This window comes from Stenotrophomonas sp. TWI1149 (assembly GCF_039673155.1).
Classification (GTDB): Bacteria; Pseudomonadota; Gammaproteobacteria; order Xanthomonadales; family Xanthomonadaceae; genus Stenotrophomonas; species Stenotrophomonas maltophilia_AA.
In genome coordinates this window covers 46,389-72,984 of the sequence record NZ_JBDJLB010000015.1, presented here as the reverse complement: position 1 = coordinate 72,984, position 26,596 = coordinate 46,389, and the positions used below count along the sequence as shown (strand labels likewise).

Here is a 26,596-nt window from a genome sequence, read left to right as displayed (position 1 = left end):
CGCACGGTGGAGCTCAACCGCACCGCAGGAGCCCACCATGTCCGCCGTCGCTTACGCCACCGCCCAGCCCACCCCCGCCGATGCACCGGCCACCCCCGGCATTGCCCTCACCACCCAGCTGGCCGGCCAGTCCGCGCTGCTGCCGGCGGGGGTGCTGGCGCTGCTGGTGTCGCTGCACCGGGCGGTGGAGCCGGAGCGTCAGCGCCGGCTGCAGGCACGGGTGGTCCGCCAGGCCTTCTTCGATGGCGGCGGCCTGCCGGACTTCCGTGCTGATACCGCCGAAATCCGCAGCGGCGACTGGCAGGTCGCCCCGCTGCCGGAGGCGCTGCAGAACCGCCGGGTGGAGATCACCGGCCCGACCGACCCCAAGATGGTCATCAACGCGCTGAACTCCGGCGCCAAGGTGTTCATGGCCGACTTCGAGGATTCCACCGCCCCGGCCTGGCGTAACCTGCTGGCCGGCCAGCAGGCGCTGATCGGCGCGGTGCGTGGCGATCTGACCCACACCGGCCCGTCCGTCGATGGGAAGCCGGGCAAGCAGTACACCCTGCGCCCGTTCAACGAGCAGGCCGTGCTGATTGTCCGCCCGCGTGGCTGGCACCTGGATGAGAAGCACGTGCGCATCGATGGCCAACCGATCGCCGGTGGTCTGTTCGATGCGGCGGTGTTCGCCTTCCACAACGCCCGCACGCTGATGTGCAGGCAGCGTGGGCCGTACTTCTACCTGCCCAAGCTGCAGAGCATGGAAGAGGCAGCGCTGTGGGAGACCGCGCTGTCGCACATCGAGGGCATGCTCGGCCTGCCGCATGGGCAGATCAAGGTCACCGTGCTGATCGAGACCCTGCCGGCGGTGTTCGAGATGGACGAGATCCTGCATGCGCTGCGCGATCGCATCGTCGGCCTGAACTGTGGCCGATGGGATTACATTTTTTCCTACATCAAGACCTTCCGCCGGCACGCCGACAAGGTGCTGCCCGAGCGCGGCCAGGTGACGATGACCCAGCCGTTCCTGAAGGCCTATTCGGAGCTGCTGATCCGCACCTGCCATCGCCGCGGCGCGCATGCGATGGGCGGCATGGCCGCGCAGATTCCGATCAACCACGACGCGGCCGCCAACGAGCAGGCGATGGCGCGGGTGCGGGCGGACAAGCTGCGCGAAGTCACCGCCGGCCATGACGGCACCTGGGTCGCCCACCCCGCGCTGATCCCGGTCGCGCAGGCGATCTTCGACGAACACATGCCCGGGCCGAACCAGCACCGGGTGCTGCGCAACGACGTGCAGGTCGGCCGCGACGACCTGATCGCCGCGCCCACCGGCACCATCACCCGCGCCGGTTTCGAGGGCAACGTCGAAGTCTGCGTGCGCTACCTGGCCGCCTGGCTGGACGGCAACGGCTGCGTGCCGATCCACCACCTGATGGAAGACGCGGCCACCGCCGAGATCAGCCGCAGCCAGCTGTGGCAGTGGCTGCATACCCCCGGCCAGCACCTGGACGACGGCACCGCCATCGACCTGGCCCTGCTCGACGCCACCCTGGCCCAGCTGCCGGCGCGGCTGGGCGATACCACCGCGCTGCCGGGCAGCGCCCGCATCCCCGAGTCCATCGGGCTGCTGGCCGAACTCAGTCGCCGCGAAGCGCTCACCGACTTCCTGACCCTGCCCGCCTACGACCGTCTCGACTGACCCCCGCCATCCACCTGCTGTTACCGCATCCGTTCCCTTTGGAGATTCGACATGAGCACCCTGCAGACCGCCGAACAGATCCAGCACGCTTGGAACACCGACCCGCGCTGGGCCGGGATCATCCGCAACTACACCGCCGCCGACGTGGTGCGCCTGCGCGGCACCGTGCACGTGGAGCACTCGCTGGCACGGCTGGGCGCGGAGAAGCTGTGGACGTACCTGCAGGAGAAGGACTTCGTCAACGCACTGGGTGCGCTGACCGGCAACCAGGCCATGCAGCAGGTCAAGGCCGGCTTGAACGCGATCTACCTGTCCGGCTGGCAGGTCGCCGCCGACGCCAACCTGGCCGGGCAGATGTACCCGGACCAGTCGCTGTACCCGGCCGATTCGGTGCCGGCGGTGGTCAAGCGCATCAACAACACCCTGCTGCGCGCCGACCAGCTGCACCATGCCGAGGGCAAGGATGACATCGACTTCCTGCAGCCGATCGTGGCCGATGCCGAAGCCGGTTTCGGCGGCGTGCTCAACGCCTTCGAACTGATGAAGGCGATGATCGAGGCCGGTGCGGCCGGCGTGCACTTCGAGGACCAGCTGGCCTCGGTCAAGAAGTGCGGGCACATGGGCGGCAAGGTGCTGGTGCCGACCCGCGAGGCGATCGAAAAGCTCAACGCCGCCCGCCTGGCTGCCGACGTGATGGGCGTGCCGACCCTGCTGGTGGCACGTACCGATGCCGAGGCCGCCGACCTGCTGACCAGCGACGTGGATGGCAACGACCAGCCGTTCACCACCGGCGAACGCACCGTGGAAGGCTTCTACAAGACCCGCAACGGCCTGGACCAGGCGATCAGCCGCGGCCTCGCCTACGCGCCCTATGCCGACCTGATCTGGTGCGAGACCGGCAAGCCGGACCTGGAGTTCGCCCGCAGGTTCGCCGAGGCCATCCATGCCAAGTTCCCGGGCAAGCTGCTGGCCTACAACTGCTCGCCCAGCTTCAACTGGAAGAAGAACCTGGACGACGCCACGATCGCGACCTTCCAGAAGGAGATCGCCACCTACGGCTACAAGTTCCAGTTCATCACCCTGGCCGGCTTCCACGCCCTGAACTACTCGATGTTCAACCTGGCCCACGGCTACGCCCGCCGCCAGATGAGCGCCTTCGTGGAGCTGCAGGAGGCCGAGTTCGCCGCCGCCGACCGGGGCTTCACGGCGGTCAAGCACCAGCGCGAGGTCGGCACCGGCTACTTCGACGCGGTGACCCAGGCGATCCAGCAGGGCCAGTCCTCGACCACCGCCCTGAGCGGGTCCACCGAGGAGGAGCAGTTCAACGCGGAACGGGCGGCCTGATAGCCCGGAAGGGCGGCCAGGGAAGGCCCGCAGGGCGGCCGGTCGGGGGACCTGCCGCCCTGTTCCGTAGTCCGGACCCGTCTTCACATGGCCAGACACGGGAGAACCCACGCCGTTTAACGATGTTGGGGTCTGAAAGTCGGAAATGGGATAGGGCGCACAGTTTTGAGGAGTGCTATCCTCCATCGCTCACCAGGGGGCGCTGGAAAGCGGGTGTTCGGAAATGACCGGCAAGGGTGCGGCGGCGATCATGTGCGAACAGGAACCAGACATCGACCGAAAGGCGATGGCTGAGATCGTGCACGCCATCCTGAGCACTGGCGAGTCGGCATTGTTCTCCGAGTTCGGCCGGCAACGCAAGCTGCCTTCAGGCACGCATCTGTTCCACCGCGGCCACGCCGGCAACACGATGTACGTGATCGTCAGCGGCTGCATCGAACTGGACTTCGGCGAAGACCTCGTCGTGAAGTCGCTCGGCCCCAATGAATTCTTCGGCGAGCTGGGCCTGTTGATCGGCGATCACCAGCGCACGGCCGGCGCGCGTGCGGTCGAGGACAGCATCGTGCTGGAACTGGACCACGAGGATTTCCAGCGCCTGGTCGACCGCGATCCTGGCCTGCTCGCCTACTTCCTGCGCCGCACGATCATGCGCGTGGTCAGCAACGAGCAGGTGCTGATCCGCCAGCTGCGCCGCCGCAACCACGATCTCGAAACCGCGCTGGACAATCTCTACGTCACCACCCATCAGCTCACCCACACCCGCGAGCTGGTACGCACCGATGAACTGACCGGCCTGCACAACCGGCGTGGTCTGGCGCTGTACCTGCAGGAATGCCGTGCCCAGGAAGACAGCGCGCCGCAGGGCCTGCTGCTGATCGACTGCGACCAGTTCAAGCAGGTCAACGACGTGCACGGCCACCAGGCCGGCGACCGCGTGCTGCAGAGCGTGGCCAACATCCTGCGCTCGGTGGCCACCGAGCCGGACGTGGCCTGCCGGCTCGGTGGCGACGAATTCTGCCTGCTGCTGCGCAGTGCCGACCAGGACAGCCTGCAGCACGCCGCCGAGTTCATCCTCAGCGCGGTGCATGGCCTGATCGGCCGCGCCCACGGCGTACCGCATGTGTGCCCGGTCAGCATCGGCGTCTGCCTGATCGACCCGCGGACCGACTGGAGCGAGTGGTACGCCCGGGCCGACAATGCGCTGTACCAGGCCAAGCGGCTGGGCGGCAACCGATTGCACTGGTCGCGATCAGCGACCGCCACACCCTGATCGGGAGATCGGCATGAACGGCGACAACGGAACGTCGACCCAGGCCCCGCAGATGCGGGCGCTGTTGTTCACCGATCTGTGCGACTCGCTGATCCTGGTGGAGCGCATCGGTGATGCGGCGGCGGCTGAGCTGTTCCAGGCGCATGACCGGCTGGTGCTGGCGTTGCAGCAGCAGTGGAACGGGCACCAGATCGATCGCTCGGACGGGCTGTTTCTGTTGTTCGAGCGGCCCATCGATGCGCTCGGATTCGCCCTGGATTACCACGCTGGCCTGGGTGCACTGGGTCGATCGCTGCAGCACCCCATCCGCGCACGCGCGGGCCTGCATGTCGGTGAGGTCATCCTGTGGGACAACAGCGCCGAAGCGATCGCGCTGGGCTCCAAGCCGGTGGAAGTGGAAGGGCTGGCAAAGCCGATGGCGGCGCGGCTCATGCAGCTGGCACGGCCCGGGCAGATTCTCGTGTCGGCGACGGCTGAGTCGATGGTCCGGCGTGCCGGCGTTGCGTTGCGCGATAAAAACAACGGACTGAAATGGACTTCGTTCGGACGCTGGCGATTCAAGGGCGTGGCGCAGCCGATGGACGTGTTCGGGGTGATGTCATCGGACATGCCATCCAGCGGTCGCCCCCGGGCGACGTCGAAGGCCGCCCGCGACCTGCCTTTCTGGCGCCAGCCAACGGCCATGGTGGCGGAAGCCACGTTGGCCGTCGCGCTGCTGTTGGGGGCCTGGATGATGACGCGGTCGCAGCCGGCAATCGCCTTCGCTGAGCGTGACTGGGTGGTGCTGTCGGATGTCACCAACCAGACCGGCGAGCCCATTTTCGATGACTCGCTGCGTCAGGCCATGCTGCTGGGCCTGGAACAGTCGAAGTACGTCAATGTACTGTCCGACGGCAAGGTCCGTGAAAGCCTCGAACTGGCACGCGATCCCGTGGATGCCGTGCTGGATCGATCGCGCGCGGTGGACGTGGCGGTACGCGAAGGTGCCCGGGCGGTCCTGGTACCGAAGGTCATCCCGCGGCGTGGTGGATACGAGGTGCAGATCTCGCTGATCGACCCTGGCAAGGACGTGGTGATCCAGACGTACACGGCCCTGGCGTCCGGGACCGGCAATGCGGTGGAGGCGGTCGACAAGGTGATCGGCGAACTGAGGGCCGGACTGGGCGAATCCGTCGCAGGTCTGCAGCGGTCCATGCCGCTGCCCAGTGCCTCAACTGCCAGTCTGCGCGCCCTGCGCTCGTATGCGCTGGCCGAGACGGCACTGGGCGAGCGCCGTTTCAATGACGCGCGCAATCTGTATCAGACCGCGTTGGAGATCGATCCGGCGTTCGCGCTGGCCTATATCGGCCTGGCCAAATCGTTCGCGCGTACCGCCGATCGCAGCAGTGCGCGCGAGCAGTTGGAAAAAGCGCTGGCGTTGAAGGGGCGGCTGCCGCACCGCGAGCAGCTGTACCTGAAAGGCTGGCAGGCGGAGCTGGAGCCGGGCGGGTGGCCGGTCGAGCAGTGGCGGGTACTTGCCGGGGTGTACCCGGATTTCTATGCCGGTCCTTCCAACACGTCCTGGTATCTGATCCAGGACAACCGCTTCCAGGAGGCAGAGCCCTTCGCCCGTGCGGCGTCCGTTCCCCAGGACTACCTGCGCATATACCCCATGGTGCACCTCGCTCGCATCCAGCTGGCCCGCAACCAGTTCCATGAGGCGCAGAACACCCTGCAGCAGGCGCGTACGCTCCGCCGCGACGGTATCGACGACACCCAGGTAGATGTTCTGGTCGGCCTGCGCCGGTATGCAGAAGCCAGGCGCCTGGTGGAGCGCATGGGCAAAGGCGAGGACGCCCTGCAGGATCTGATGCATCTTCGAGCAAAGGTGCTGCTCGCCGCCGACCAGGGAGACTGCGACGCCATGCGTTCGGCCGTGCGCCAGGATGTCGCGAAACCGGGCCTGGCGGATTACCAGATCCATCAGAAGCTGGTGCATGCCACCGTCGAGACGCTGTGCGGGGGGGCCAACAAGGGCACCTTGTCAGCGACCGCAACGCAGCTGATTCCCTTGTTGAACGAGCGCGATCATCCCAACATCGCCGACCGCAGCCTGCAGTTGCTGGCGCTGGTCTACCTTGCGCAACGCCAGGGCCAGCATCCGCTGGCCGACACACTATTGCGCGACAACGCGGCGCTGCTGGAACGCCAGCACAGCCCGGTGGTCGCCAAGTGGCGGCGCATCGTGTCCTCCAATGCACTGCTGATCGACGGCAAGGCCGATGCGGCGGTAGAAATGCTGCAGCCGCTGCTGGACGGGTCCGAGCCGGTGCAGGCACATGTCGTGCTGCTGCAGGCCAGGAGGGCCCAGCAGGATGGGGCGGGCGTCCTGCAGGAGCAGCAATGGCTGGCCACGCATCGTGGGCAAGCCATTGCCGAGGTGGCGGCGATCCAGGTCTGGCAGCCGTTGAACGCGCATGATGTGGCCACCTGGTCCGTGCCGGTCAAGGCGACCGGCATGCAGTGAGGCGACCGTCAGCTGATGGTGTCGCCAACCTTGCCAGCTTCGAAACAGAACACCACCGTCATCGACGCGGTATGCGTGCTCAGATAGGTTTCCAGTTCGCTGCGCAGCGCGAGCAGTTCCGAAGGCGTGGCGAGGTCCACGACAGCCAGGCAGTCGGTACAGCCGTCGGGGTCGATGCCGATCGAGGCCAGCGCTGCCGCGCCATCGGCGGAAAACAGCGTGCGGAACGCCGTATCGCCAATCAGATGGTCGAGCAGCAGCATGGCTTGGGTCGGGGTGAGCTGGGCGGAAGCAGGCGTCATGGTCGATTTCCAGGGCAAGAGAGTGTTCTATCGGCACAAGCGCTCCCCGGTTGAGCACAACGCGCCGGCGGAGGCCTCTGTGTGCGGTCACCGCACATCGGGATAAGCTTACCTCTGCATTACGACAGGAATATCGATGCGCGTTCGCCGCTGTACCCATCTACTGCTGGAGCCGCGCGAAACCGTCTCGTTCGGCCTGCAGGCGCTTCTGCGCGGCAGCACCGAGGCCAACAGCACCCATGTCTGGCTGGCGCTTGCGGGGCACCTGGATGGCCCGGTGGAGATCGACGCCGGGCAAAGCGAACTGCTTGGCCGCACCAGCGCAACGCAGTGGCGGACGTTGTCGGCGCAGGACATGGCCGATCCCCGCTGGGGCCAGTTGCTGAGCAACGGCCTGCTGCTGGGCGATCAGCCGGAACACGCAGACCTTCTGGCGCGCGACCAGCGGATCAAGGAGGCACATTGGTGGCCGCTGTCCGCCGTGGCGCACCGGCACTCGCGCTGGCAGGGCGTGGACAGCGTTTCGGACATGCGCGGGCAGGGCCTGGATACCGCAGTCGGTCTGCGCAGGACGCTGGGTGCGCCGCCGCCTGCCGTGCATCCTCTGGAGGGCCAGTACCAGCCGCTGCCGAACGTGCAGGAATCCGAGTTCGATGCCCTGCTGGCGGCCAGAACCACCTGTCGCAACTTCGATCCCGCGCGTGCGCTGCCGCTCCCGATGCTGGCCCAGCTCCTCCAGCGCAGCGTCATGGCTCACGCCGCGCTGCAGGTCGAGCAGGACATGCTGATCCTGAAGAAAAACGTCCCTTCGGGCGGGGGGCTGCACCCGACCGAGGTATGGCTGCTGGTGCAGCGCGTCGACGGGCTCGCGTCCGGCCTCTACCACTATCACGCGCTGGACCACGCGCTCTTGGCGTTGCCATCGCCGCCCGTTCCCACGCTGCCATCGCTGGCTCGCGCCATGGTATCGGGGCAGGAATGGTTCGCCGATGCGCCGGTCCTGATCGTGCTCGCCCCTCGTTTTGGACGCAGCTTCTGGAAGTATCGCAACCACGCCAAGGCGTATCGTGCGCTCACGCTGGACGCAGGACACATCTCGCAGATGGTGTACCTGGCGGCCACGGAAGCCGGCCTGGGTGCTTTTGTGACCGCGGCCATCAACGAAGGTGACGTGGACCGGGCCTTTGGCCTGGATGGCGTGGAACAGGGCGCGCTGGCGATCTGCGGTGTGGGCTACCGTGCGGTAGAGCGCAGCACGGCCGAATTTGATCCGGCCGGCCGCAGTGCGGGTAACTACGCCGCCTCGAAATCCACCAGCACCGCCCCATCACCCACCTGATCCCCGGCCTTGACCCGGTAACCCTGCACGGTGCCATCGGCCGGTGCCTGCAGCGTGTGCTCCATCTTCATCGCCTCCAGCACCAGCAGCGGTGCGCCGCGTTTGACCGCCGTGCCCGGTGCCACCAGCGTGGCAACGATACGGCCCGGCATCGGCGCGACCAGGCTGCCGGCATCGGCGACGGACTGGTCCGCTTCGCTGACCGGATCATGCAGGGTGAAGCGCTGCACGCCCTCGCTGCCGAACAGGTAGAGCTCATTGCCATCGCGGATGACGGTGGCACGGTGCAGCTGCTCGCCGATCTGCACGCGCAGCGCATCACCGGCCAGGCGGCCGCTGCCCTGCAGCGCGTTGCCGTCCATGTGGACGGTCCACTGTTCGCCCGCGCCCTGCACGGCCACGCTGCGCTGTGCACCCCGGTGCTCCAGCGTCAGCGCGCGTGCGGCGGCCGCGCCAAGGCGCCAGCCATCCTGGGCCTGCCACGGCGAGTGCGGGTCACGCGCGTCACGGTGGGCCGCCTCGCTGGTGGCCACGCCGGCAATCGCGGCGAGCGCCCAGAGCGCCGGATCGCTGTCGCCATCGTTGGGGGCCAGTGCGGCCTGCTCGCGCTCGATCAGCGCGGTGTCCAGCTTGGCCTGGGTAAACGAATCGGTCATCACCAGCCGGCGCAGGAAGGCGGCATTGGTGGTCACGCCGACCACTTCGCACTCGGCCAGCGCCTGTTGCATGCGGCGCAGGGCGGCATCGCGGTCGACGTCCCAGACGATCAGCTTGGCGATCATCGGGTCGTAGAATGGGGTGATCGCATCGCCTTGCTCGACACCGGCGTCCACGCGCACGTGCGCGATATTGGCCGGCAGGCGCAGGTGGCGCAGGGTGCCGGTGGACGGCAGGAAACCGCGGTCGGCGTCTTCGGCGTACAGGCGTGCTTCCAGTGCATGCCCGCGGATCTGCAGCTGTTCCTGCTGCAGCGGCAGCGGCTCGCCGCTGGCCACGCGCAGCTGCCACTCGACCAGGTCGGTGCCGGTGATGCACTCGGTGACCGGGTGCTCCACCTGCAGGCGGGTGTTCATTTCCATGAAGTAGAAATCGCCATCGGGTCCGGCGATGAACTCCACGGTGCCCGCGCCGACGTAGTTGACCGCGCGCGCGGCATCGACGGCGGCCTTGCCCATCGCGGCGCGGCGCTCGGGCGTCATGCCCGGGGCGGGCGCTTCTTCGAGCACCTTCTGGTGGCGACGCTGCACCGAGCAGTCGCGCTCGAACAGGTACACCACGTTGCCGTGGCTGTCGCCGAACACCTGGATCTCGATGTGGCGCGGGCGCTCGACATATTTTTCGACCAGCACGTGGGCGTTGCCGAACGCCGACTGCGCCTCGCGCTGGCAGCTGGCCAGCGCCTCGGTGAAGGTCGCGCTTTCATCCACGCGGCGCATGCCCTTGCCACCGCCGCCGGCGCTGGCCTTGATCAGCACCGGGTAGCCGATGCTGTCGGCCTGCTGGCGCAGGAACTCGGGGATCTGCTCGTCGCCGTGGTAGCCCGGGGTCAGCGGCACGCCGGCCTGCTGCATCAGCGCCTTGGCCGCGCTCTTGTCGCCCATCGCGCGGATCGCCGCAGCGGAGGGGCCGATGAACACGATGCCGGCCTCGGCGCAGGCCTGCGCGAAGCCGGCGTTCTCCGAGAGGAAGCCGTAGCCGGGATGGATCGCCTGCGCGCCGGTGCGGCGGGCGGCCTCCAGGATGGCGTCGCCGCGCAGGTAGCTCTCACGCGCCGGCGCCGGGCCGATCGCGATGGCCTCGTCGGCCAGGCGCACATGGCGCGCGTTGCGGTCGGCGTCGGAGTACACCGCCACGGTGGCGATGCCCAGGCGCTGGCAGGTAGCGATGACGCGGCAGGCGATTTCGCCACGGTTGGCGATCAGGATCTTGGTGAACATGGTGGTCTCGTTGCGCGGGCCAGGGGCGGCGGTGCCAGGCGGCACCGCCCGTGCATTACATGCGGAACACGCCGAAGTCGGTCTTCTTCGCCGGGGCGTTGAGGCTGGCCGACAGCGCCAGGCCCAGCACACGACGGGTGTCGGCCGGATCGATCACGCCGTCATCCCAGAGGCGGGCGCTGGCGTAGTACGGGTGGCCCTGCGATTCGAACTGCTCGCGGATCGGCGACTTGAAGCCGTCTTCTTCCTCGGCCGACCACTGTCCGCCCTTGGCTTCGATGCCATCGCGCTTGACCGTGGCCAGCACGCTGGCGGCCTGCTCGCCGCCCATCACGCCGATGCGCGCGTTCGGCCACATCCACAGGAAGTTGGGCGAGTAGGCGCGGCCGCACATGCCGTAGTTGCCGGCGCCGAACGAGCCGCCGATCACCACGGTGAACTTCGGCACCTTGGCGCAGGCCACGGCCATCACCAGCTTGGCCCCGTCCTTGGCGATGCCGCCGTGCTCGTACTTGCGGCCGACCATGAAGCCGGTGATGTTCTGCAGGAACACCAGCGGAATGCCGCGCTGCGTGCACAGTTCGATGAAGTGCGCACCCTTCAGCGCGGACTCGGAGAACAGGATGCCGTTGTTGGCGATGATGCCCACCGGGTAGCCGTGCAGATGCGCGAAGCCGGTGACCAGGGTGTTGCCGTAGCGCGGCTTGAACTCATCGAAGCGCGAATCGTCGACCAGGCGCAGGATCACTTCGCGTACGTCGTAGGGCTTGCGCGTGTCGGCCGGGATCACGCCGTACAGCTCGTGGGCCGGATGCCGCGGTTCCACCGGGGCCTGCACCGCCAGCGCCGGCTCGGGCTTGCGCCAGTTGAGCTGGGCGATGATCGCGCGGACCCGGGCCAGCGCCTGCAGGTCGTTGTCGGCCATGTGGTCGGCGACGCCGGAGATGCGCGTATGCACGTCGGCACCGCCCAGTTCTTCGGCGGTGACCACTTCACCGGTGGCCGCTTTCACCAGCGGCGGGCCGCCGAGGAAGATGGTGCCCTGCTCGCGCACGATCACCGTTTCATCGCTCATCGCCGGCACGTAGGCGCCACCGGCGGTGCAGCTGCCCATCACGCAGGCGATCTGCGGGATGCCCTGCGCGGACAGGTTGGCCTGGTTGTAGAAGATGCGGCCGAAATGATCGCGGTCCGGGAACACCTCGTCCTGCAGCGGCAGGAACGCGCCGCCGGAATCCACCAGGTAGATGCAGGGCAGGCGGTTCTGTTCGGCCACTTCCTGCGCGCGCAGGTGCTTCTTGACCGTCATCGGGTAGTAGGTGCCACCCTTGACCGTGGCATCGTTGGCCACGATCACGCACTCCACGCCCGAGACCCGGCCGATGCCGGCCACCACGCCGGCGCTGGGAATCGGATCGCCGTACATGCCGTGCGCGGCCAGCGGGGCGATTTCCAGGAAGGCGCTGCCCGGATCGAGCAGGGCATCGATGCGGTCGCGCACCAGCAGTTTGCCGCGTGCGGTGTGCTTGGCGCGTGCCGCTTCGCTGCCGCCCAGCGCGGTCTGCGCGAGGGTGGCGCGCAGGTCGTCGACCACCGCCTGCAGTGCGGCGCGGTTGGCCTCGAAGGTGTCGCTGCCCGGTTGCAGCTGGGTGCTCAGTACGGTCATGGCAGGGCCCTTACTTGGTGCGCTGGAACAGTTCGCGGCCGATCAGCATGCGGCGGATCTCCGAGGTACCGGCGCCGATTTCATACAGCTTGGCATCGCGCCACAAACGACCGGTCGGGTACTCGTTGATGTAGCCGTTGCCGCCGAGGATCTGGATCGCCTGGCCGGTGAGCCAGGTGGCCTTCTCGGCCGAGTACAGGATCGCGCCGGCTGCATCCTGGCGCGTGGTGTGGCCCTGGTCGCAGGCGCGTGCCACCGCATACACATAGGCGCGGCAGGCGTTGAGGCCGACGTACATGTCGGCCAGCTTGGCCTGGATCAGCTGGAAGGTGCCGATCGCCTCGCCGAACTGCTTGCGCTCGTGCACGTACGGCATCACCACATCCATCGCTGCGGCCATCAGGCCGAGCGGGCCACCGGAGAGCACCACGCGCTCATAGTCCAGACCGGACATCAGCACCTTGACGCCGCCGCCGACCACGCCGAGCACATTGGCTTCGGGCACTTCGCAATCCTGGAAGACCAGCTCGCAGGTGTTGGAGCCGCGCATGCCGAGCTTGTCCAGCTTCTGCGCCGTGGAGAAGCCCTTCATGCCTTTTTCGATCAGGAACGCGGTGATGCCCTTGGCGCCGCCATCCGGATCGGTCTTGGCATAGACCACCAGCACATCGGCATCCGGGCCGTTGGTGATCCACATCTTGTTGCCGTTGAGCACGTAGTGATCACCGCGCTTGTCCGCACGCAGCTTCATCGAGACCACGTCCGAGCCGGCGCCCGGTTCGCTCATGGCCAGCGCGCCGACCAGCTCGCCGCTGCACAGGCCGGGGAGGTAGCGCCGCTTCTGGTCTTCGTTGCCGTTCTTGCGCAGCTGGTTCACGCACAGGTTCGAGTGCGCGCCGTAGGACAGCGCGATAGCGCCGGACGCCCGCGAGATCTCTTCCATCGCCACCACGTGCGCGAGGTAGCCCATGCCGCTGCCGCCGTATTCCTCTTCCACGGTCAGGCCGAGCAGGCCCTGCTCGCCGAGCTTGCGCCACAGCGCATTGGGGAACAGATTCTCTTCGTCGGCCTGGGCGGCCAGCGGCGCGATTTCAGCGGAGGCAAAATGGGCCACGCTCTGGCGCAGCAGGTCGATCTCTTCGCCGAGATCGAAGTTCATGGTCGGGACGTGCATGGGCGACTCCGCAACAACAAGGGATGGGACGCGCCGGGAGGGATGGACGGGCTGACAGGGCCGTCCCGCGGGCGATGTACCCCCAGCGTAGCCGGGTTCGACAAAGAAGTGAACACAAATTCAAAAATTGAACATAGAATCAACAAATGGCCTATAAACGCTCCGCCCTGATGGAAGAACGCCTTGCCGGCGCCCGCGAACGCATCCTGCTGGCGACCCGTGCGCTGGTGGCCGCCGGCGGCTACCGCAATGCCCCGGTGACCGCCGTGGCGGCCGAAGCCGGGGTCTCGACCGGCCTGATCTACCGGCACTTCCCGTCCAAGGCCGAGCTGTTCGTCGAGGTGCTGACCGCCGCGGTGGACCACGAACTGCGCATCTTCGAGGCGATCGCGGCCGAGCCGTTGCCCGCGCCGGAGCGCCTGCGCCGCGCGATCACCGCCTTCGTGCGGCGCGCGCTGGCAGGCCCCGGGCTGGCCTATGCCTTCATCGCCGAGCCGGTCGATCCCGAAGTGGAAGCCGAGCGCATCCGCTGCCGCCGTCTGTTCGGCGATGTGTTCCGGCGCATCGTCGCCGATGGCGTGGAGGCAGGCACCTTCCCGCAGCAGGACACCCATGTCGCCGCGGCCTGCATCGTGGGCGCGTTCACCGAGGCGCTGGTCGGCCCGACCGCTCTGAGCCGCGACGCGCATGGCGACGAAGATGCGCTGGTCGAGTCGATCTGTGTTTTCTGCCTGCGCGCCGCCGGCGCCTGAGCCGCGCGGATGCTGCATTGCGACACCGGCAGGTCGCTTGCGCAGCGCCGCCGACGCTGGTCATACTCGGCCGACAAGCCGTGGTCCAACGACTACCAGCCAGGGGTATAGAGAGTGCGGAATTACGACCTCGAGTTCCTGAAACGCTTTTCCATGGTCATCGCGCTGCTGATGGCCATCACACTTGGCCTGATCATCTTCGCGGCCTACCTGCATACCAGCATTCCCCCGGAAGTCTCGCCGATGGCGGCCAAGCGCACCGAACAGCGCATCGCGCCCGCCGGTGCGGTCTATGCGGGCAGCACCGGTGCCGCCGCGCAGGCCGCCGCTCACGCTGCCGCGCTGGTCAAAGCCGCCTCGCAGGTGGCCTATGGCGGCACCACCGACGGCAAGGTGATCTACGACAACCTCTGCACCGCCTGCCATACCAATGGCGTCGGCAAGGCGCCGACGCTGGACCATGGGCATTGGGATGCGCGCATCGCCCAGGGCAAGGACACGCTCTATAAGCATGCCGTGGAGGGCTACACCGGCCCGGACGGCGGCATCATGCCGCCCAAGGGCGGTAATCCGGCGCTGACCGAGGAGCAGATCCATGCCACGGTCGACTGGATGCTCGCCAACCTGAAATGACGGCTTTGCCGGATCAGGCCACCGACGCCGCCGAAGGGCGGCGTTTCACTTTATATGGTTAGCCTTGTCGCACTTCCCTGGAGTCCTGCTTCCGATGCGCCGTACCCCCCTCGTGTTCGCCCTTGCGCTGGCGTTGTCCGGCGCGGTCCATGCCGCCCAGCCGCAGCCCGCCACCTCGCCGCAGGTGCGTCCGGCGCCGACCACGTCGGCCACGGTCACCCTGACCGCGCCGCCGACCGACTGGCGCACGCTGGACGGCCAGAAGGTCCGCATCGCCGCGCCGCTGACCCTGGCCGGCACCGATGGGCTGTCGCGTTCCGGTGAGCTGACCGTGGCCTTCGGCGGCCGCCTCTGGCAGCCGAGCGAAGTGGCCGTACCGGGCACGGCGGGGCATGCGCAGGTGGTGGCCGACAACCTGCATCGCCGGCTGGTGCTGGATGATGGCAGCGATGCCCGCGATCCCCGCGATCCCGGCCCGGTGGCGTACCTGCCGATGGCCGCAAACCTGCGCACCGGCATGGTCCTGCGCAATGTCGAAGGCATCGTCCGCATCGATCCCACGGGCACCACCCGCCTGCAGGTGACCCGTCCCCTGAACCTGCCCGCGCTGGAGCGCCCGGCGGTGCCGGTGGTGGCGGGCGCGCTGCACGTGGCGGCGTTCAATCTCGAGAACTTCTTCAATGGCGACGGCCAGGGCGGCGGTTACCCGACCCTGCGCGGCGCCCGCACCCTGGCCGAGCACCAGGCGCAGAAGGCCAAACTGGTGGCGACCATCAACGCCCTCGGTGCCGATGTCGCCGCGCTGATGGAACTGGAGAACGATGGCTACGGCCCGCAGTCGGCGATCGCACAGCTGGTCGACGCGCTCAATGCGGATCGTGGCAAGGAGGCCGACTGGCGTTTCATCGATGCCAAGCAGGGCCCGGGCGACAACCCGATCCGGGTCGGCATCATCTACCGCGCCTCGCGGGTGACCCCGGTCGGTGCCCCCGCCGTGCTGGAGCAGGAGCCCTTCGGCGAGCGCAGCCGTGTGCCGCTGGCGCAGGCCTTCCGCGCCGGCAAGGGTGCGCCGTTCGTGGTCGTGGCCAATCACTTCAAGTCCAAGGGCTGCTCGGAAGCGACCGGCGCGGACGCCGACCAGAAGGACGGCCAGGCCTGCTGGAACGCCACCCGCGTTGCCTCGGCCACGCGGCTGGACCAGTGGCTGGCAAGCGACCCGACCGGTGCCGGCACCCGTGATGCGGTGCTGCTGGGCGACTTCAACGCCTACGCGATGGAAGACCCGATCCGCACCCTGCACGCGGCCGGCTGGGAGGATGCGTTCGCGGTGGCGAAGGTCGAACGGCCTTACAGCTATGTCTACAACGGTATGACGGGCCGGTTGGATCACGCGCTGTTGAGCCCGGGCATGGCGCAGCGCCTGCGCGCGGCAGCGGAGTGGCACATCAATGCCGACGAGGCCGACGATGTCGGCTACCGCGACCGCAACGAAGCCGGCCCATGGCGCAGCTCGGACCATGATCCGCTGCTGCTGGGGTTTGATCGCTGATACCGCACGGGTGTGCCGGCACGCCCGGTCACCGTCGCGTTGCCCGGGGAGTGCCGGCCGCGGGCCGGCACCACATCAATCGCTCACCACGTGCCCCACGCGATCAACCCGATCGCCGCCACGGCCAACCCCAGGCCCACCCGGTTCCACACACTGGTGCGCTCGCCGAAACCGACGATGCCCACCAGTGCACCCAGCACCACCACGCCGATGTTCATGCCCGCGAACACCACCGCCGGGCTGTCCGGCAGGTGCTGGTGGGCGCGCACGTAGAACAGGATGTTGCCGAAGTTGAGCAGGCCGAGCAGGGCGCCGCCGACCCCGTTGCGCCACTGCAGGCGGGCGATGTCGCGCAGGTGGCGCCATAGCTGCAGCGCCAGCATCAGCACGAAGGCCAGGCTGAAGCTGGCCAGCAGCGCGGCCATCGAGGGCGTGCCCGACAAGGCCACCTTCTTGAGCAGGATGTCGACCAGGGCATAGCCCACCCACACCGCCAGCAGCCACGGCCAGGCCCGCCCGCCGGTTGGCTCGGCCGCCCCGGCGCGCGGGCGCACGCTGATGCCCAGGATCGCCAGCAGGCCCAGGCCCAGCCCGGCCAGCTTCCAGCCGTTTGCGGTCTCTCCGAACACCAGGAACGCGGCCAGCAGCGAAAGCAGCAGCGACAAGCGCTGGGCCACGTCGCTGCGCACGATCCCGGCGCGGGTCACCGCGCGGGCCATCATCAGGAAGATCGCCGGCAGCGCCACGGCCAGGCAGAGCAGGGCAGCCCACGGCGCATGCGCGCTCTGCAGCGAGGCCAGCGAGGGCCGCAGCAGCACCGCGCTGAGCACGCTGGCGACCAGGTAATTCCAGGTCACCACCTGCGGCATGTCCAGCCGCTGGCGCGGCGCCAGCTTCAGCAGGACCGAGACCAGCACGCTGCAGAGAACGCTGAAAACCAGATAGTGCATGTACGGATCCGGCGGGGGCGGCGGTGAAGCACGCGGAGGGACGGTATTATGACGCCATGCACAATCCCCCATTTCCCCAAGAAAGCGGTGCGCTGACGCTGGACGGACCGGTCGGTCCGCTGGATGTCGTGGTTGATCTGCCCGAGGCCGATGTCGCGGTGCAGCCGGTGGTGGCGATCGTCTGCCACCCCCTGTCCACCGAGGGCGGCAGCATGCACAACAAGGTGGTGACCATGGCGGCGCGCTCGCTGCGCGACCTGGGCATCGCCACCGTGCGCTTCAACTTCCGCAGCGTCGGCGACTCGGCCGGTACGTTCGACAATGGCGTGGGCGAGCAGGACGACCTCAAGGCCGTCGCCGCCTGGGTCCGTGCGCAGCGGCCGGGCCAGGCCCTGTGGCTGGCGGGTTTCAGCTTCGGCGCCTACGTCTCCCTGCGCGCCGCCGGCGACCTGCAGCCGACCACGCTGATCTCGATCGCGCCGCCCGCCGGGCGCTGGGACTTCGACGGCATGCAGCCGCCGGCCCAGTGGCTGGTGATCCAGGGCGAGGAAGACGAGATCGTCGATCCGCAGGCGGTCTATGACTGGCTGGACGGCCTGGATGCACCGCACGAACTGGTGCGCATGCCCGACACCAGCCACTTCTTCCACCGCAAGATCGTCGACCTGCGCGGCGCGCTCATCCACGGCCTCAAGCAGTGGCTGCCGGATCCCGCCCCTGACGCGGCCCCCGACGCGGCATGAGCGACACCGTGATGACCCCGTCGCAGCGCTACGCCGATGGCGTGGCCCGGGGCGAATGGCAGAACGACCCGGCCCAGCACGCCGCCCTGGCCGAGCTGGATCGCATCCATCTCGCGCTGGTCGACAGCGCGCAGGACGGCTGGCTGGATCGCCTCTCCGCATTCTGGAAGAAGCCCGAACCGGTCAAGGGCCTGTATTTCTGGGGTGGGGTGGGGCGCGGCAAGACCTTCCTGGTCGATCTGTTCTATGACGGCCTGCCGATCGAGCAGAAGTACCGCACCCATTTCCATCGCTTCATGCGCGGCATCCACGAGCGCCTGCGCGAGCACCAGGGGCAGAGCGATCCGCTCGCGAAGATCGCCCAGGAGTGGCGCAGCAAGCTGCGCGTGCTGGTGCTGGACGAGTTCTTCGTCACCGACATCGGCGATGCGATGCTGCTGGCGCGCCTGCTCGAGCGCATGTTCGCCGAGGGCGTGACCCTGGTGACCACCTCCAATACCGCCGTCGAGAACCTGTATCTCAACGGCCTGCAGCGCGACAGCTTCATGCCCGCGATCGGACTGCTGCAGACCTACTGCGTGGAGCTCTACGCCGAAGGCACCGAGGACTACCGCATGCGTGCGCTGACCCGCTCGCCGGTGTACCAGTCCCCGATCGATGCCGGCAGCGATGCCTGGCTGGCCGGCCGCTGGGCCGAGCTCAGCGGTGGGCAGCCAGCCAAGGCGGGCAACATCGAGATCGAGGCGCGCAAGATTCCGGTGCGCGGCCGCGGCAAGAGCATCGTCTGGTTCGATTTCAAGGCGCTCTGCGAAGGCCCGCGCGGCCCCTCGGATTACATCGAGATCGCGCACGAGTTCAACACCGTGCTGCTGGGCGACATCCCGCACTTCGACACGCTCAACGAAGATGCCGCGCGCCGCTTCGTCAACCTGATCGACGAGCTGTACGACCGCCACGTCAATCTGGTCTGCACCGCGACCGATTCCCCCGTGGCGCTGTATTCGGGCGTCCGCCTGCAGGGCGCGTTCGAGCGCACCGCCTCGCGCCTGATCGAAATGCAGAGCGCCGAATACCTGGGTACCCCGCACCGCGCGTAATCCCACGCCGGGCCCGGACAGGCCGTGATGTAGATCCACGCCATGCGTGGATGCTCTCTACAACGGCGGCAACACCAACGCGTCCCCGCGCGGCTGTTCGTGCGCGATCGGCGCGGCCGCGTCCTCCTCGCGGTCCATCACCATCATCGCCAGCGGCTTGCCCTGGTAGCGCACCTCCAGCGACTGCTGGATCGCATCCAGCGCCAGCACCTGCGTGCACAGCGACCGGGCCTGCGCCTCCAGCGCCTGCCCGCGGACGTCCATGCGACGCTCCAGGTCGGCCTCCATCTTTTCGGCGCGCGCCTCGATCCGATCCGAGCCGCCGGTCAGCATCGTCCACAGCACGCCGCGGGCGAGCGAGGCCGACATCGACTCGGCGGCCTGCTCGATCCGGGCCTCGAACTGGGTACCGAACAGGTCCTGCTCCCAGATCCCGCGGCCCAGGGTACGGCCGACGTAATCGTGGGCATCCTTGCGCAGCCCTTCCACCTCGCGTGCCTTGCGACGGCTGCCCGTCATGATCTCCACCGTGGCCCCCAGCGCATCGAAGGCGATATCCGTGGCCTCCCCGGCCACCCCGGCCACGGCAGGCACCAGCTGGCGGGTGCCCCATTCGAGTTGGCGCAGCCGCTGGGCGTCGGCGTCGCTGACCGGGATCGGCTGGCGGTCGATGTTCAGCTCGCCATCGTGGAAGAAGATTTCCGCGGGCACCTGCTCGCGGTTGCGCAGCCAGATCCCGCCGCTGTCCACCAGCACGTTGTAGGGCGTGCTCACCCCGCACTGGCGCGAGGAGAGCTCCGGCGCCTTGCTCTGGCCGGCAGCGGCGGTGCCAGCCAGGGTCAGGCCCAACATCAGACATCCGGTCAGGGGCAGGCGCATGGTCGCGTTCATATAAAGGAGACGCATCGGAGCGTGGCACCCCGCGGCGACCCCGGCGCGGGTCGGAAGTCACCCTGGCCGGCGGCGATTCGTTAGGGCCATGTGAGCGCCCGTTGTTCTGTTTTCGAGGAGGACAATCCGGTCATCCGGCCTTGACTGCGCACTCGGTTTCGACAGGTCCAGACCGTTCGTCGGACGCCCCTCAGGCCCGGTCCTTGCGCCGCAAGGGATTGGGGAAATTCACTACATTTGGCGTTGACGACACCTGGTACCCCCACTATCTTGTGGCCGTCGGTCCCGCCGACCACAAGTCGACGGGTGAATCGCCTTCACGCCGATGGCCTGAAGACCTACTGACAACCGCACGCACGTACAGCGTGTGGTGCCGGTCGCACGACTCTCCGGGGGGAGAGGACCGGTGACGCAGGGGAATCCGCCCGCAGGCCTGCCTGCGCTGTCGCGGCTCCTGCGACGCCGCAGGTCCACCCTGTAGATCCGTGCGCCGGTTCGGCCTGCAACGCAGGCGACGCTGTACCACTTCCAATCACGCCCAGAGGAAAACGCCGTGAGCATCGAAACCAGCACCGACATCGATAAGGAAAGCGAATTCCTGCTGACCTCGCCGCCCACCGCGACCGCCATGAGCGTGACCAAGCGCAACGGCACGACCGAACTGGTGGACCTGAACAAGATCGTGCGCGCCGTACAGCGCTGCTGCGAAGGTCTGCATGCGGTGGATCCGATGCGCGTGGCGACCCGGACCATCTCCGGCCTGTACAACGGCGCGACCACCCAGGAGCTGGACGAACTGTCGATCCGCACCTCGGCGCTGCTGATCGGTGAAGAACCGGAATACGGCCGCCTCGCCGCGCGCCTGCTGGCCAACTTCATCGCCAAGGAAGTGTCCGGCCAGGAAATCCATGCGTTCTCGCAGTCGGTCGGCCGCGGCCACGAAGTGGGCCTGATCAACGCGCGCCTGCTCGACTTCGTGCAGATCAACGCCCGCAAGCTCAACGACGCGATCGATCCGTCGCTGGACCTGCATTTCGATTACTTCGGTCTGCGTACCCTGTACGACCGTTACCTGCTGCGTCATCCGCACACCCGCAAGGTGATCGAGACCCCGCAGCAGTTCTTCCTGCGCATCGCCAGCGCGCTGAGCGAAGACGTGCCGGAAACCCTGGCGCTGTACAAGCGCATGGGCAACCTGGATTACCTGCCGTCCAGCCCGACGCTGTTCAACTCCGGCACCACGCATGAGCAGCTGTCCTCGTGCTTCCTGCTGGATTCGCCGCAGGATTCGCTGGAGTCGATCTACGCCAAGTACGGCGACATCGCGCAGCTGTCCAAGTTCAGCGGCGGCATCGGCGTCAGCTACAGCCGGGTGCGTTCGCGTGGTTCGCTGATCAAGTCGACCAACGGTCATTCCAACGGCATCGTGCCGTGGCTGAAGACCATGGATTCGTCCGTGGCGGCGGTGAACCAGGGCGGCAAGCGCAAGGGCGCGGCCTGTGTGTACCTGGAAACCTGGCACGCCGACGTCGAGGACTTCCTCGAGCTGCGTGACAACACCGGTGACGAATCGCGCCGTGCGCACAACCTGAACCTGGCCAACTGGGTGCCGGACCTGTTCATGCAGCGCGTCGAGGCCGACCAGGAATGGTCGCTGTTCGATCCGAGCGTGGTGCCCGAGTTCACCGATCTGTTCGGCGAAGCCTTCGAGCAGGCTTACCTGCAGGCCGAAGCCCAGGGCAAGGCCCAGCGCACGATCTCCGCACGCAAGCTGTACTCGCGGATGATGCGTACCCTGGCCGAGACCGGCAACGGCTGGATGACCTTCAAGGACAAGTGCAACCGCGCCAGCAACCAGACCCTGCGTCCGGGCAACGTGATCCATCTGTCCAACCTGTGCACCGAAATCCTGGAAATCACCTCGGCCGAAGAGACCGCGGTGTGCAACCTGGGCTCGATCAACCTGGGCAACCATTTCGATGCCCACGGCGAGTTCGATTTCGACAAGCTGGCCGACACCGTGCGCCTGGCCGTGCGCCAGCTCGACCGCGTGATCGACCTGAACTTCTACCCGATCGAAACCGCCCGCCGCGGCAACCTGCGCTGGCGTCCGGTCGGCCTGGGCTGCATGGGCCTGCAGGACGTGTTCTTCCGCAAGCGCCTGGCCTTCGACAGTGCCGAGGCCCGCGCGCTGTCGAAGAAGATCGCCGAATCGATCTACTTCCACGCGCTGGAAACCTCGTGCGAGCTGGCGCAGGAACGCGGCAAGCACCCGTCCTTCGCCGACACCCGTGCGGCCAGCGGCGAGCTGCAGTTCGATGCCTGGAACGTGGTGCCGGAAGACACCGCACGTTGGGACGCCCTGCGTGAGCGCATCAAGGAACACGGCCTGCGCAATTCGCTGCTGATCGCGATCGCCCCGACCGCCACCATCGCCTCGATCGCCGGTTGCTACGAGTGCGTCGAGCCGCAGGTGTCCAACCTGTTCAAGCGCGAAACGCTGTCCGGCGACTTCCTGCAGGTCAACCGTTACCTGGTGAACGAGCTGAAGAAGCTCGGCCATTGGACCCCGGAAATGCGCGACGCGATCAAGCTGGCCGAAGGCTCGATCCAGGGCATCACCCAGATCCCGGAAACGCTGCGCCACGTGTACCGCACCGCCTGGGAACTGCCGATGCGTTCGCTGATCGACATGGCCGCCGACCGCGGCGCGTTCATCGACCAGTCCGCCTCGCTCAACCTGTTCATGGAAAGCCCGAACATCGGCGCGATGTCCTCCATGTACATGTACGCCTGGAAGCAGGGCATCAAGACCACGTACTACCTGCGTTCGCGCCCGGCGACCAAGATCGCCAAGACGACCGTCAGCAGCTACACCCCGGTCGAGGCCGTCGCCTGCTCGCTGGAAAACCCGGAAAGCTGCGAGGCGTGCCAGTAAACAAGGCGTGCCGGCCCACCGGGCCGGCACCGCCGGGTGGACCGACGGACGGTCGTTGCCTACCCGGGAACACCGGTTCCGCCGGAAAATCACACATTCGGTAGCTATCGACCGTTGGTCGGTAGTCGCCAAGAAGGACGAAACACCATGGCCGACAAGCCGAGTCAAATGCTGCTCGATCCCGGTTTCGAACTGACGTTGCGCCCGATGCGCTACCCGCAGTTCTATGACATGTATCGCAATGCGATCAAGAACACCTGGACGGTCGAGGAAATCAACTTCCAGATCGACATCAGCGACCTGCACGGCAAGATGTCGCCGGGCGAGCGCCACCTGATCCACCGCCTGGTCGCGTTCTTCGCCACCGGCGATTCGATCGTGTCCAACAATCTGGTGCTGAACCTGTATCAGCATCTGAACGCGCCGGAAGCGCGCATGTACCTGTCGCGCCAGCTGTACGAAGAAGCGCTGCACGTGCAGTTCTACCTGACCCTGCTCGACAACTACCTGCCGGATCCGGACGAGCGCGCCAAGGCGTTCGACGCGGTGGAGAACATCGATTCGATCAAGAAGAAGGCCGACTTCTGCTTCAAGTGGATCGATTCGATCCAGAACCTGAAGCGCATCGAGACCCGTGACGAGCGTCGCCAGTTCCTGCTCAACCAGATCTGCTTCGCGGCGTGCATCGAGGGTTTGTTCTTCTTCGCGGCCTTCGCGTACGTGTACTACTTCCGTTCGCGCGGTCTGCTCAACGGTCTGGCCTCGGGCACCAACTGGGTGTTCCGCGACGAGAGCGCGCACATGGAGTTCGCGTTCGAGTGCGTGGACGTGATCCGCGAGGAAGAGCCGGACCTGTTCGACGATGCGATGAAGCAGGAGGTCTACGACATGCTGGCCGACGCGATCGAGTGCGAAGTGCAGTTCGCCGAGGACGTGCTGTCGGGCGGCGTGGCGGGCATTTCGACGCGCGACATGCGCCAGTATCTGCAGCATTGCGCGGACAATCATTTCCATCGCCTGGGCATGGAAAAGAAGTACAACGTGCGCAATCCGCTGAGCTTCATGGAGCTGCAGGACGTGCAGGAGCTGACCAACTTCTTCGAGCGCCGTTCCTCGGCCTACCAGGTGGGCGTGAAGGGCGAAGTGTCGTTCGACATGTCGTTCTGATCTGACGCTTACGTCGTGATTCCGAAAAGCCCCGGACATGTTCCGGGGCTTTTTGTTGTGCTCTACGCGACCAACCCACCCCCTGTCGTATCATCCGCGCCACCCCACCCCACCCCACTCCCGGCCCCCGCCATGACCCCCAACCCTGAGACCGTCCCGCCCATCGAAGTCCGCATGGCCGAGATCGTGTTCCCCAACCACACCAACCACATGGGCACCCTGTTCGGTGGCCAGGCGCTGGCGTGGATGGACAAGGCGGCGTTCCTCGCCGCTGCCCGCTACTCGCGCCGCACCGTGGTCACCGCGCGCTCGGACCAGGTCGATTTCAAGCTGCCGATCCGCATCGGCCAGATGGTCGAGACCGTCGGCCGCATCGTGGAGGTCGGGCGCAGCTCGATGAAGGTCGAGGTCGAACTGATCGCCGAGGACCTGCACAACGGCGAGCGCAAGCTCTGCACGCGCGGGCACTTCGTGATGATCGCGCTGGATGCCGACGGCCATCCGACCACCGTTCCGCCGCTGCCGGGCGACATCCCGGGTCCGTGAGCGGCCAGCGATTGCCTCTCCACGCCTGCGCCCCCATCTGCTGATCATGAGCACCCCCCTCGCCGAGTTCATCGACCGCGCCCAGCGCCTGTTCGTGCTGACGGGCGCCGGCTGCAGCACCGATTCGGGCATCCCGGATTACCGCGATGCCGATGGGCAGTGGAAGCGCAGCCCGCCGGTCACCTACCAGGCCTTCATGGGCGAGCTGGCCACGCGCCAGCGCTATTGGGCGCGCAGCCTGCTGGGCTGGCCCCGGTTCGGCTGGGCCCAACCGAACGGCACGCATGCCGCGCTCGCCGCGTTGGAAGCCCGTGGCCAGGTCGAGCTGCTGCTCACCCAGAATGTCGACCGCCTGCACCAGCGGGCGGGCAGCGAGGCGGTGATCGATCTGCATGGGCGGCTCGACCAGGTGCGCTGCATGGGCTGCGAAGCCCGCACCCCGCGCGAGGCGTTCCAGCACCGGCTGCTGGCGCTCAACCCCGGCTGGGAGCATCTTGAAGCCGGGCAGGCGCCCGATGGCGATGCCGATCTGGAGATGGATTTCTCCGCCTTCCAGGTGCCGGCGTGCCCGCTGTGTGGCGGCGTGCTCAAGCCGGACGTGGTGTTCTTCGGCGAAAGCGTGCCGCGCGAGCGGGTCGCGACCGTCCACGCGCATCTCCAGCAGGCCGATGCGGTGCTGGTGGTCGGCTCCTCGCTGATGGTCTATTCCGGCTTCCGCTTCGTGCAGGCCGCGGCCCAGTCCGGGCTGCCGATCGCCGCGCTCAACCGCGGCCTTACCCGCGCGGACGCGCTGTTGAGCCTGAAAGTCGACCAGTCCTGCGCCGACGCGCTGGCCTTCCTGCTGCCAGGAACCGCCGCCGCCTGAGCCGCTACGAAACACTGATCCATTGGCACGGTTGCCTCCGCCGCCGCACAGGAGTGCAATGGCGCCCGGTTCCATTTCCTCTTCCCGAGTTCCCCCCTTGAGCCAGCTCTTCTCCTCCATCCCCTTCGGCCCGCTGACCCTGCCCAACCGCATCGTGATCGCGCCGATGTGCCAGTACTCCTGCGTCGACGGCCTTGCCAATGACTGGCACCGCATCCACCTCGGGCAGCTGTCGCAGTCCGGCGCCGGCCTGCTGATCCTGGAAGCCACCGCCGTGCTGCCGGAAGGCCGCATCAGCTGGGCCGACCTGGGCCTGTGGGATGACGCCACCGAAGCCGCGCTGGCCTCGGTCGTGGCCTCGGTCAAGCAGTGGTCGCCGATGCCGCTGGGCGTGCAGTTGGGTCACGCCGGCCGCAAGGCCTCGGTCAACAAGCCGTGGGAAGGCGGCGGCGCGATGGACCCGTCCGATCCGCGTGCCTGGCCCACGGTCGCGCCGTCTGCGCTGCCGTTCGCCAAGACCGATCCGACGCCGACCGAACTGGATCTGGCCGGTATCGATGCGGTGGTCGAAGCCTTCGCGGCCGCCGCTCGTCGCGCCGAACGCGTCGGCATGGACCTGATCGAACTGCATGCCGCGCACGGGTACCTGCTGCACCAGTTCCTGTCGCCGCTGAGCAACCGCCGCGAGGATGCGTACGGTGGCTCGCTGGAAAACCGCATGCGCCTGCTGGTGCGCGTGTTTGATGCCGTGCGCGAGGCCGTCTCCGATCGCATCGCGGTCGGTGTGCGCATCTCCGCCAGCGACTGGGTGGCCGGCGGCTGGGATATCGAACAGACCACGACCCTGGCGCACGTGCTGGATGCGCGCGGCTGCCAGTTCCTGCACGTCTCCAGCGGTGGCAACGACCCGCGCCAGCAGATCCCGCTGTCGCCGGGCTACCAGGTGCCGTTCGCGCAGGCGATCAAGGCGCACAAGCTGCGCATGCCGGTCATCGCGGTGGGCCTGATCACCGAGCCGTCGCAGGCCGAATCGATCCTGCGCCACGGCCATGCCGATGCGATCGCGCTGGCCCGCGGCATCCTCTACGACCCGCGCTGGCCGTGGCATGCCGCCGCGGCACTGGGCGATTCTGTCGCCCCGGCCCCGCAGTACCTGCGCTGCGAACCGCGCGAAGCGCGCGGTGTGTTCATCGCGCCGGAACGCTGACACGCTGACGGGAGTGCCGGCCGCTGGCCGGCCTCC

At 67.5% G+C, this 26,596-nt stretch carries 21 protein-coding genes; 15 read left to right on the top strand and 6 right to left on the bottom strand.

Going from position 1 to position 26,596, the window contains the following annotated elements; genetic code table 11:
• The first annotated feature begins 37 nt into the window (after nucleotides 1-37).
• The 4 genes from aceB to ABE424_RS16555 all read left to right on the top strand — a co-directional run bounded on the left by aceB (nucleotide 38) and on the right by ABE424_RS16555 (nucleotide 6,804).
• Nucleotides 38-1,684: a malate synthase A gene (aceB, locus tag ABE424_RS16570; RefSeq protein WP_346491747.1), complete on the top strand. Its 1,647-nt coding sequence runs from the start codon at nucleotides 38-40 to the stop codon at nucleotides 1,682-1,684.
• Between the two features lie 51 nt (nucleotides 1,685-1,735).
• Entirely contained in the window at nucleotides 1,736-3,028 is a 1,293-nt protein-coding gene (gene aceA / locus ABE424_RS16565) for an isocitrate lyase (protein ID WP_346491746.1), read from the top strand.
• 223 nt (nucleotides 3,029-3,251) lie between these two features.
• On the top strand, nucleotides 3,252-4,298 hold the full coding sequence (locus ABE424_RS16560; protein WP_346491745.1) for a GGDEF domain-containing protein: 1,047 nt from the start codon (nucleotides 3,252-3,254) through the stop codon (nucleotides 4,296-4,298).
• 13 nt (nucleotides 4,299-4,311) lie between these two features.
• A complete protein-coding gene (locus ABE424_RS16555; RefSeq protein ID WP_346491744.1) occupies nucleotides 4,312-6,804 on the top strand; it encodes a putative peptide modification system cyclase in 2,493 nt (830 codons plus the stop codon).
• An 8-nt stretch (nucleotides 6,805-6,812) separates the two neighbouring features.
• Here ABE424_RS16555 and ABE424_RS16550 read toward each other — a convergent pair whose 3' ends face one another.
• Nucleotides 6,813-7,106 (bottom strand): NHLP-related RiPP peptide, encoded by a 294-nt coding sequence (locus ABE424_RS16550; protein WP_346491743.1) that lies wholly within the window; start codon nucleotides 7,104-7,106, stop codon nucleotides 6,813-6,815.
• Nucleotides 7,107-7,242: 136 nt separating this feature from the next.
• Between ABE424_RS16550 and ABE424_RS16545 the strand changes: the two genes are divergently transcribed.
• Nucleotides 7,243-8,445 carry a putative peptide maturation dehydrogenase gene (locus ABE424_RS16545; protein WP_346491742.1) on the top strand — a complete coding sequence of 401 codons (1,203 nt, stop codon included), beginning with the start codon at nucleotides 7,243-7,245 and terminating at the stop codon, nucleotides 8,443-8,445.
• Here ABE424_RS16545 and ABE424_RS16540 read toward each other — a convergent pair.
• Genes ABE424_RS16540 through ABE424_RS16530 form a run of 3 tightly spaced genes read right to left on the bottom strand, consistent with a single transcriptional unit; the run spans nucleotide 8,400 to nucleotide 13,222 of the window.
• On the bottom strand, nucleotides 8,400-10,382 hold the full coding sequence (locus ABE424_RS16540) for an acetyl/propionyl/methylcrotonyl-CoA carboxylase subunit alpha (protein WP_346491741.1): 1,983 nt from the start codon (nucleotides 10,380-10,382) through the stop codon (nucleotides 8,400-8,402). The two genes, ABE424_RS16545 and ABE424_RS16540, sit on opposite strands and share 46 nt — an antisense overlap.
• Before the next feature lie 55 nt (nucleotides 10,383-10,437).
• Nucleotides 10,438-12,048 carry a carboxyl transferase domain-containing protein gene (locus ABE424_RS16535; RefSeq protein ID WP_070474306.1) on the bottom strand — a complete coding sequence of 537 codons (1,611 nt, stop codon included), beginning with the start codon at nucleotides 12,046-12,048 and terminating at the stop codon, nucleotides 10,438-10,440.
• A gap of 10 nt (nucleotides 12,049-12,058) precedes the next feature.
• Nucleotides 12,059-13,222 (bottom strand): isovaleryl-CoA dehydrogenase, encoded by a 1,164-nt coding sequence (locus ABE424_RS16530; RefSeq protein ID WP_346491740.1) that lies wholly within the window; start codon nucleotides 13,220-13,222, stop codon nucleotides 12,059-12,061.
• A 146-nt stretch (nucleotides 13,223-13,368) separates the two neighbouring features.
• Here ABE424_RS16530 and ABE424_RS16525 point away from each other — a divergent pair, with 146 nt between their 5' ends.
• The 3 genes from ABE424_RS16525 (at nucleotide 13,369) to ABE424_RS16515 (ending at nucleotide 16,156) form a co-directional block, all read left to right on the top strand.
• Nucleotides 13,369-13,974, top strand: coding sequence for a TetR/AcrR family transcriptional regulator (locus ABE424_RS16525; protein ID WP_123731088.1), 606 nt, complete (start codon nucleotides 13,369-13,371; stop codon nucleotides 13,972-13,974).
• Nucleotides 13,975-14,088: 114 nt separating this feature from the next.
• Nucleotides 14,089-14,607, top strand: coding sequence for a c-type cytochrome (locus tag ABE424_RS16520; RefSeq protein WP_070474313.1), 519 nt, complete (start codon nucleotides 14,089-14,091; stop codon nucleotides 14,605-14,607).
• A 94-nt stretch (nucleotides 14,608-14,701) separates the two neighbouring features.
• A complete protein-coding gene (locus ABE424_RS16515) occupies nucleotides 14,702-16,156 on the top strand; it encodes an ExeM/NucH family extracellular endonuclease (RefSeq protein WP_346491739.1) in 1,455 nt (484 codons plus the stop codon).
• 83 nt (nucleotides 16,157-16,239) lie between these two features.
• Here ABE424_RS16515 and ABE424_RS16510 read toward each other — a convergent pair whose 3' ends face one another.
• Complete coding sequence (locus ABE424_RS16510; RefSeq protein WP_346491738.1) at nucleotides 16,240-17,106, bottom strand: EamA family transporter; 867 nt, start codon at nucleotides 17,104-17,106, stop codon at nucleotides 16,240-16,242.
• 56 nt (nucleotides 17,107-17,162) lie between these two features.
• On the opposite strand from ABE424_RS16510, the gene ABE424_RS16505 reads away from it, so the two are divergent.
• Together ABE424_RS16505 and zapE are read left to right on the top strand one after the other, a co-directional pair.
• The gene (locus tag ABE424_RS16505) at nucleotides 17,163-17,849 is read left to right on the top strand and encodes a CocE/NonD family hydrolase (RefSeq protein WP_346491737.1); all 687 of its coding nucleotides are present in this window, start codon (nucleotides 17,163-17,165) and stop codon (nucleotides 17,847-17,849) included.
• Nucleotides 17,846-18,946: a cell division protein ZapE gene (gene zapE, locus ABE424_RS16500; RefSeq protein WP_176990194.1), complete on the top strand. Its 1,101-nt coding sequence runs from the start codon at nucleotides 17,846-17,848 to the stop codon at nucleotides 18,944-18,946. The genes ABE424_RS16505 and zapE overlap by 4 nt, the downstream gene beginning before the upstream one ends.
• Nucleotides 18,947-19,003: 57 nt before the next feature.
• Here zapE and ABE424_RS16495 read toward each other — a convergent pair whose 3' ends face one another.
• A complete protein-coding gene (locus ABE424_RS16495) occupies nucleotides 19,004-19,798 on the bottom strand; it encodes a DUF2884 family protein (protein WP_346491736.1) in 795 nt (264 codons plus the stop codon).
• A gap of 592 nt (nucleotides 19,799-20,390) precedes the next feature.
• On the opposite strand from ABE424_RS16495, the gene ABE424_RS16490 reads away from it, so the two are divergent.
• The 5 genes from ABE424_RS16490 (at nucleotide 20,391) to ABE424_RS16470 (ending at nucleotide 26,560) form a co-directional block, all read left to right on the top strand.
• Entirely contained in the window at nucleotides 20,391-22,775 is a 2,385-nt protein-coding gene (locus tag ABE424_RS16490; protein ID WP_346478467.1) for a ribonucleoside-diphosphate reductase subunit alpha, read from the top strand.
• A gap of 147 nt (nucleotides 22,776-22,922) precedes the next feature.
• Nucleotides 22,923-23,942: a ribonucleotide-diphosphate reductase subunit beta gene (locus ABE424_RS16485; RefSeq protein ID WP_176990191.1), complete on the top strand. Its 1,020-nt coding sequence runs from the start codon at nucleotides 22,923-22,925 to the stop codon at nucleotides 23,940-23,942.
• 132 nt (nucleotides 23,943-24,074) lie between these two features.
• Nucleotides 24,075-24,488 (top strand): acyl-CoA thioesterase, encoded by a 414-nt coding sequence (locus tag ABE424_RS16480; protein ID WP_346491735.1) that lies wholly within the window; start codon nucleotides 24,075-24,077, stop codon nucleotides 24,486-24,488.
• Between the two features lie 46 nt (nucleotides 24,489-24,534).
• Nucleotides 24,535-25,353, top strand: coding sequence for an NAD-dependent protein deacetylase (locus ABE424_RS16475; protein ID WP_346491734.1), 819 nt, complete (start codon nucleotides 24,535-24,537; stop codon nucleotides 25,351-25,353).
• Between the two features lie 58 nt (nucleotides 25,354-25,411).
• On the top strand, nucleotides 25,412-26,560 hold the full coding sequence (locus ABE424_RS16470; RefSeq protein ID WP_346478466.1) for an NADH:flavin oxidoreductase/NADH oxidase: 1,149 nt from the start codon (nucleotides 25,412-25,414) through the stop codon (nucleotides 26,558-26,560).
• Nucleotides 26,561-26,596: the final 36 nt, after the last annotated feature.

Coding starts and splice junctions, on each gene's coding strand:
- ABE424_RS16485 (WP_176990191.1), top strand. CDS start 22,923: ATGGCCGACAAGCCGAGTCAAATGCTGCTCGATCCCGGTTTCGAACTG.
- ABE424_RS16495 (WP_346491736.1), bottom strand. CDS start 19,798: ATGTTGGGCCTGACCCTGGCTGGCACCGCCGCTGCCGGCCAGAGCAAG.
- ABE424_RS16550 (WP_346491743.1), bottom strand. CDS start 7,106: ATGACGCCTGCTTCCGCCCAGCTCACCCCGACCCAAGCCATGCTGCTG.
- ABE424_RS16515 (WP_346491739.1), top strand. CDS start 14,702: ATGCGCCGTACCCCCCTCGTGTTCGCCCTTGCGCTGGCGTTGTCCGGC.
- ABE424_RS16525 (WP_123731088.1), top strand. CDS start 13,369: ATGGCCTATAAACGCTCCGCCCTGATGGAAGAACGCCTTGCCGGCGCC.
- ABE424_RS16510 (WP_346491738.1), bottom strand. CDS start 17,106: ATGCACTATCTGGTTTTCAGCGTTCTCTGCAGCGTGCTGGTCTCGGTC.
- aceA (WP_346491746.1), top strand. CDS start 1,736: ATGAGCACCCTGCAGACCGCCGAACAGATCCAGCACGCTTGGAACACC.
- ABE424_RS16545 (WP_346491742.1), top strand. CDS start 7,243: ATGCGCGTTCGCCGCTGTACCCATCTACTGCTGGAGCCGCGCGAAACC.
- ABE424_RS16475 (WP_346491734.1), top strand. CDS start 24,535: ATGAGCACCCCCCTCGCCGAGTTCATCGACCGCGCCCAGCGCCTGTTC.
- ABE424_RS16505 (WP_346491737.1), top strand. CDS start 17,163: ATGCACAATCCCCCATTTCCCCAAGAAAGCGGTGCGCTGACGCTGGAC.
- aceB (WP_346491747.1), top strand. CDS start 38: ATGTCCGCCGTCGCTTACGCCACCGCCCAGCCCACCCCCGCCGATGCA.
- ABE424_RS16530 (WP_346491740.1), bottom strand. CDS start 13,222: ATGCACGTCCCGACCATGAACTTCGATCTCGGCGAAGAGATCGACCTG.
- ABE424_RS16540 (WP_346491741.1), bottom strand. CDS start 10,382: ATGTTCACCAAGATCCTGATCGCCAACCGTGGCGAAATCGCCTGCCGC.
- ABE424_RS16535 (WP_070474306.1), bottom strand. CDS start 12,048: ATGACCGTACTGAGCACCCAGCTGCAACCGGGCAGCGACACCTTCGAG.
- ABE424_RS16555 (WP_346491744.1), top strand. CDS start 4,312: ATGAACGGCGACAACGGAACGTCGACCCAGGCCCCGCAGATGCGGGCG.
- ABE424_RS16560 (WP_346491745.1), top strand. CDS start 3,252: ATGACCGGCAAGGGTGCGGCGGCGATCATGTGCGAACAGGAACCAGAC.
- ABE424_RS16480 (WP_346491735.1), top strand. CDS start 24,075: ATGACCCCCAACCCTGAGACCGTCCCGCCCATCGAAGTCCGCATGGCC.
- zapE (WP_176990194.1), top strand. CDS start 17,846: ATGAGCGACACCGTGATGACCCCGTCGCAGCGCTACGCCGATGGCGTG.
- ABE424_RS16470 (WP_346478466.1), top strand. CDS start 25,412: ATGGCGCCCGGTTCCATTTCCTCTTCCCGAGTTCCCCCCTTGAGCCAG.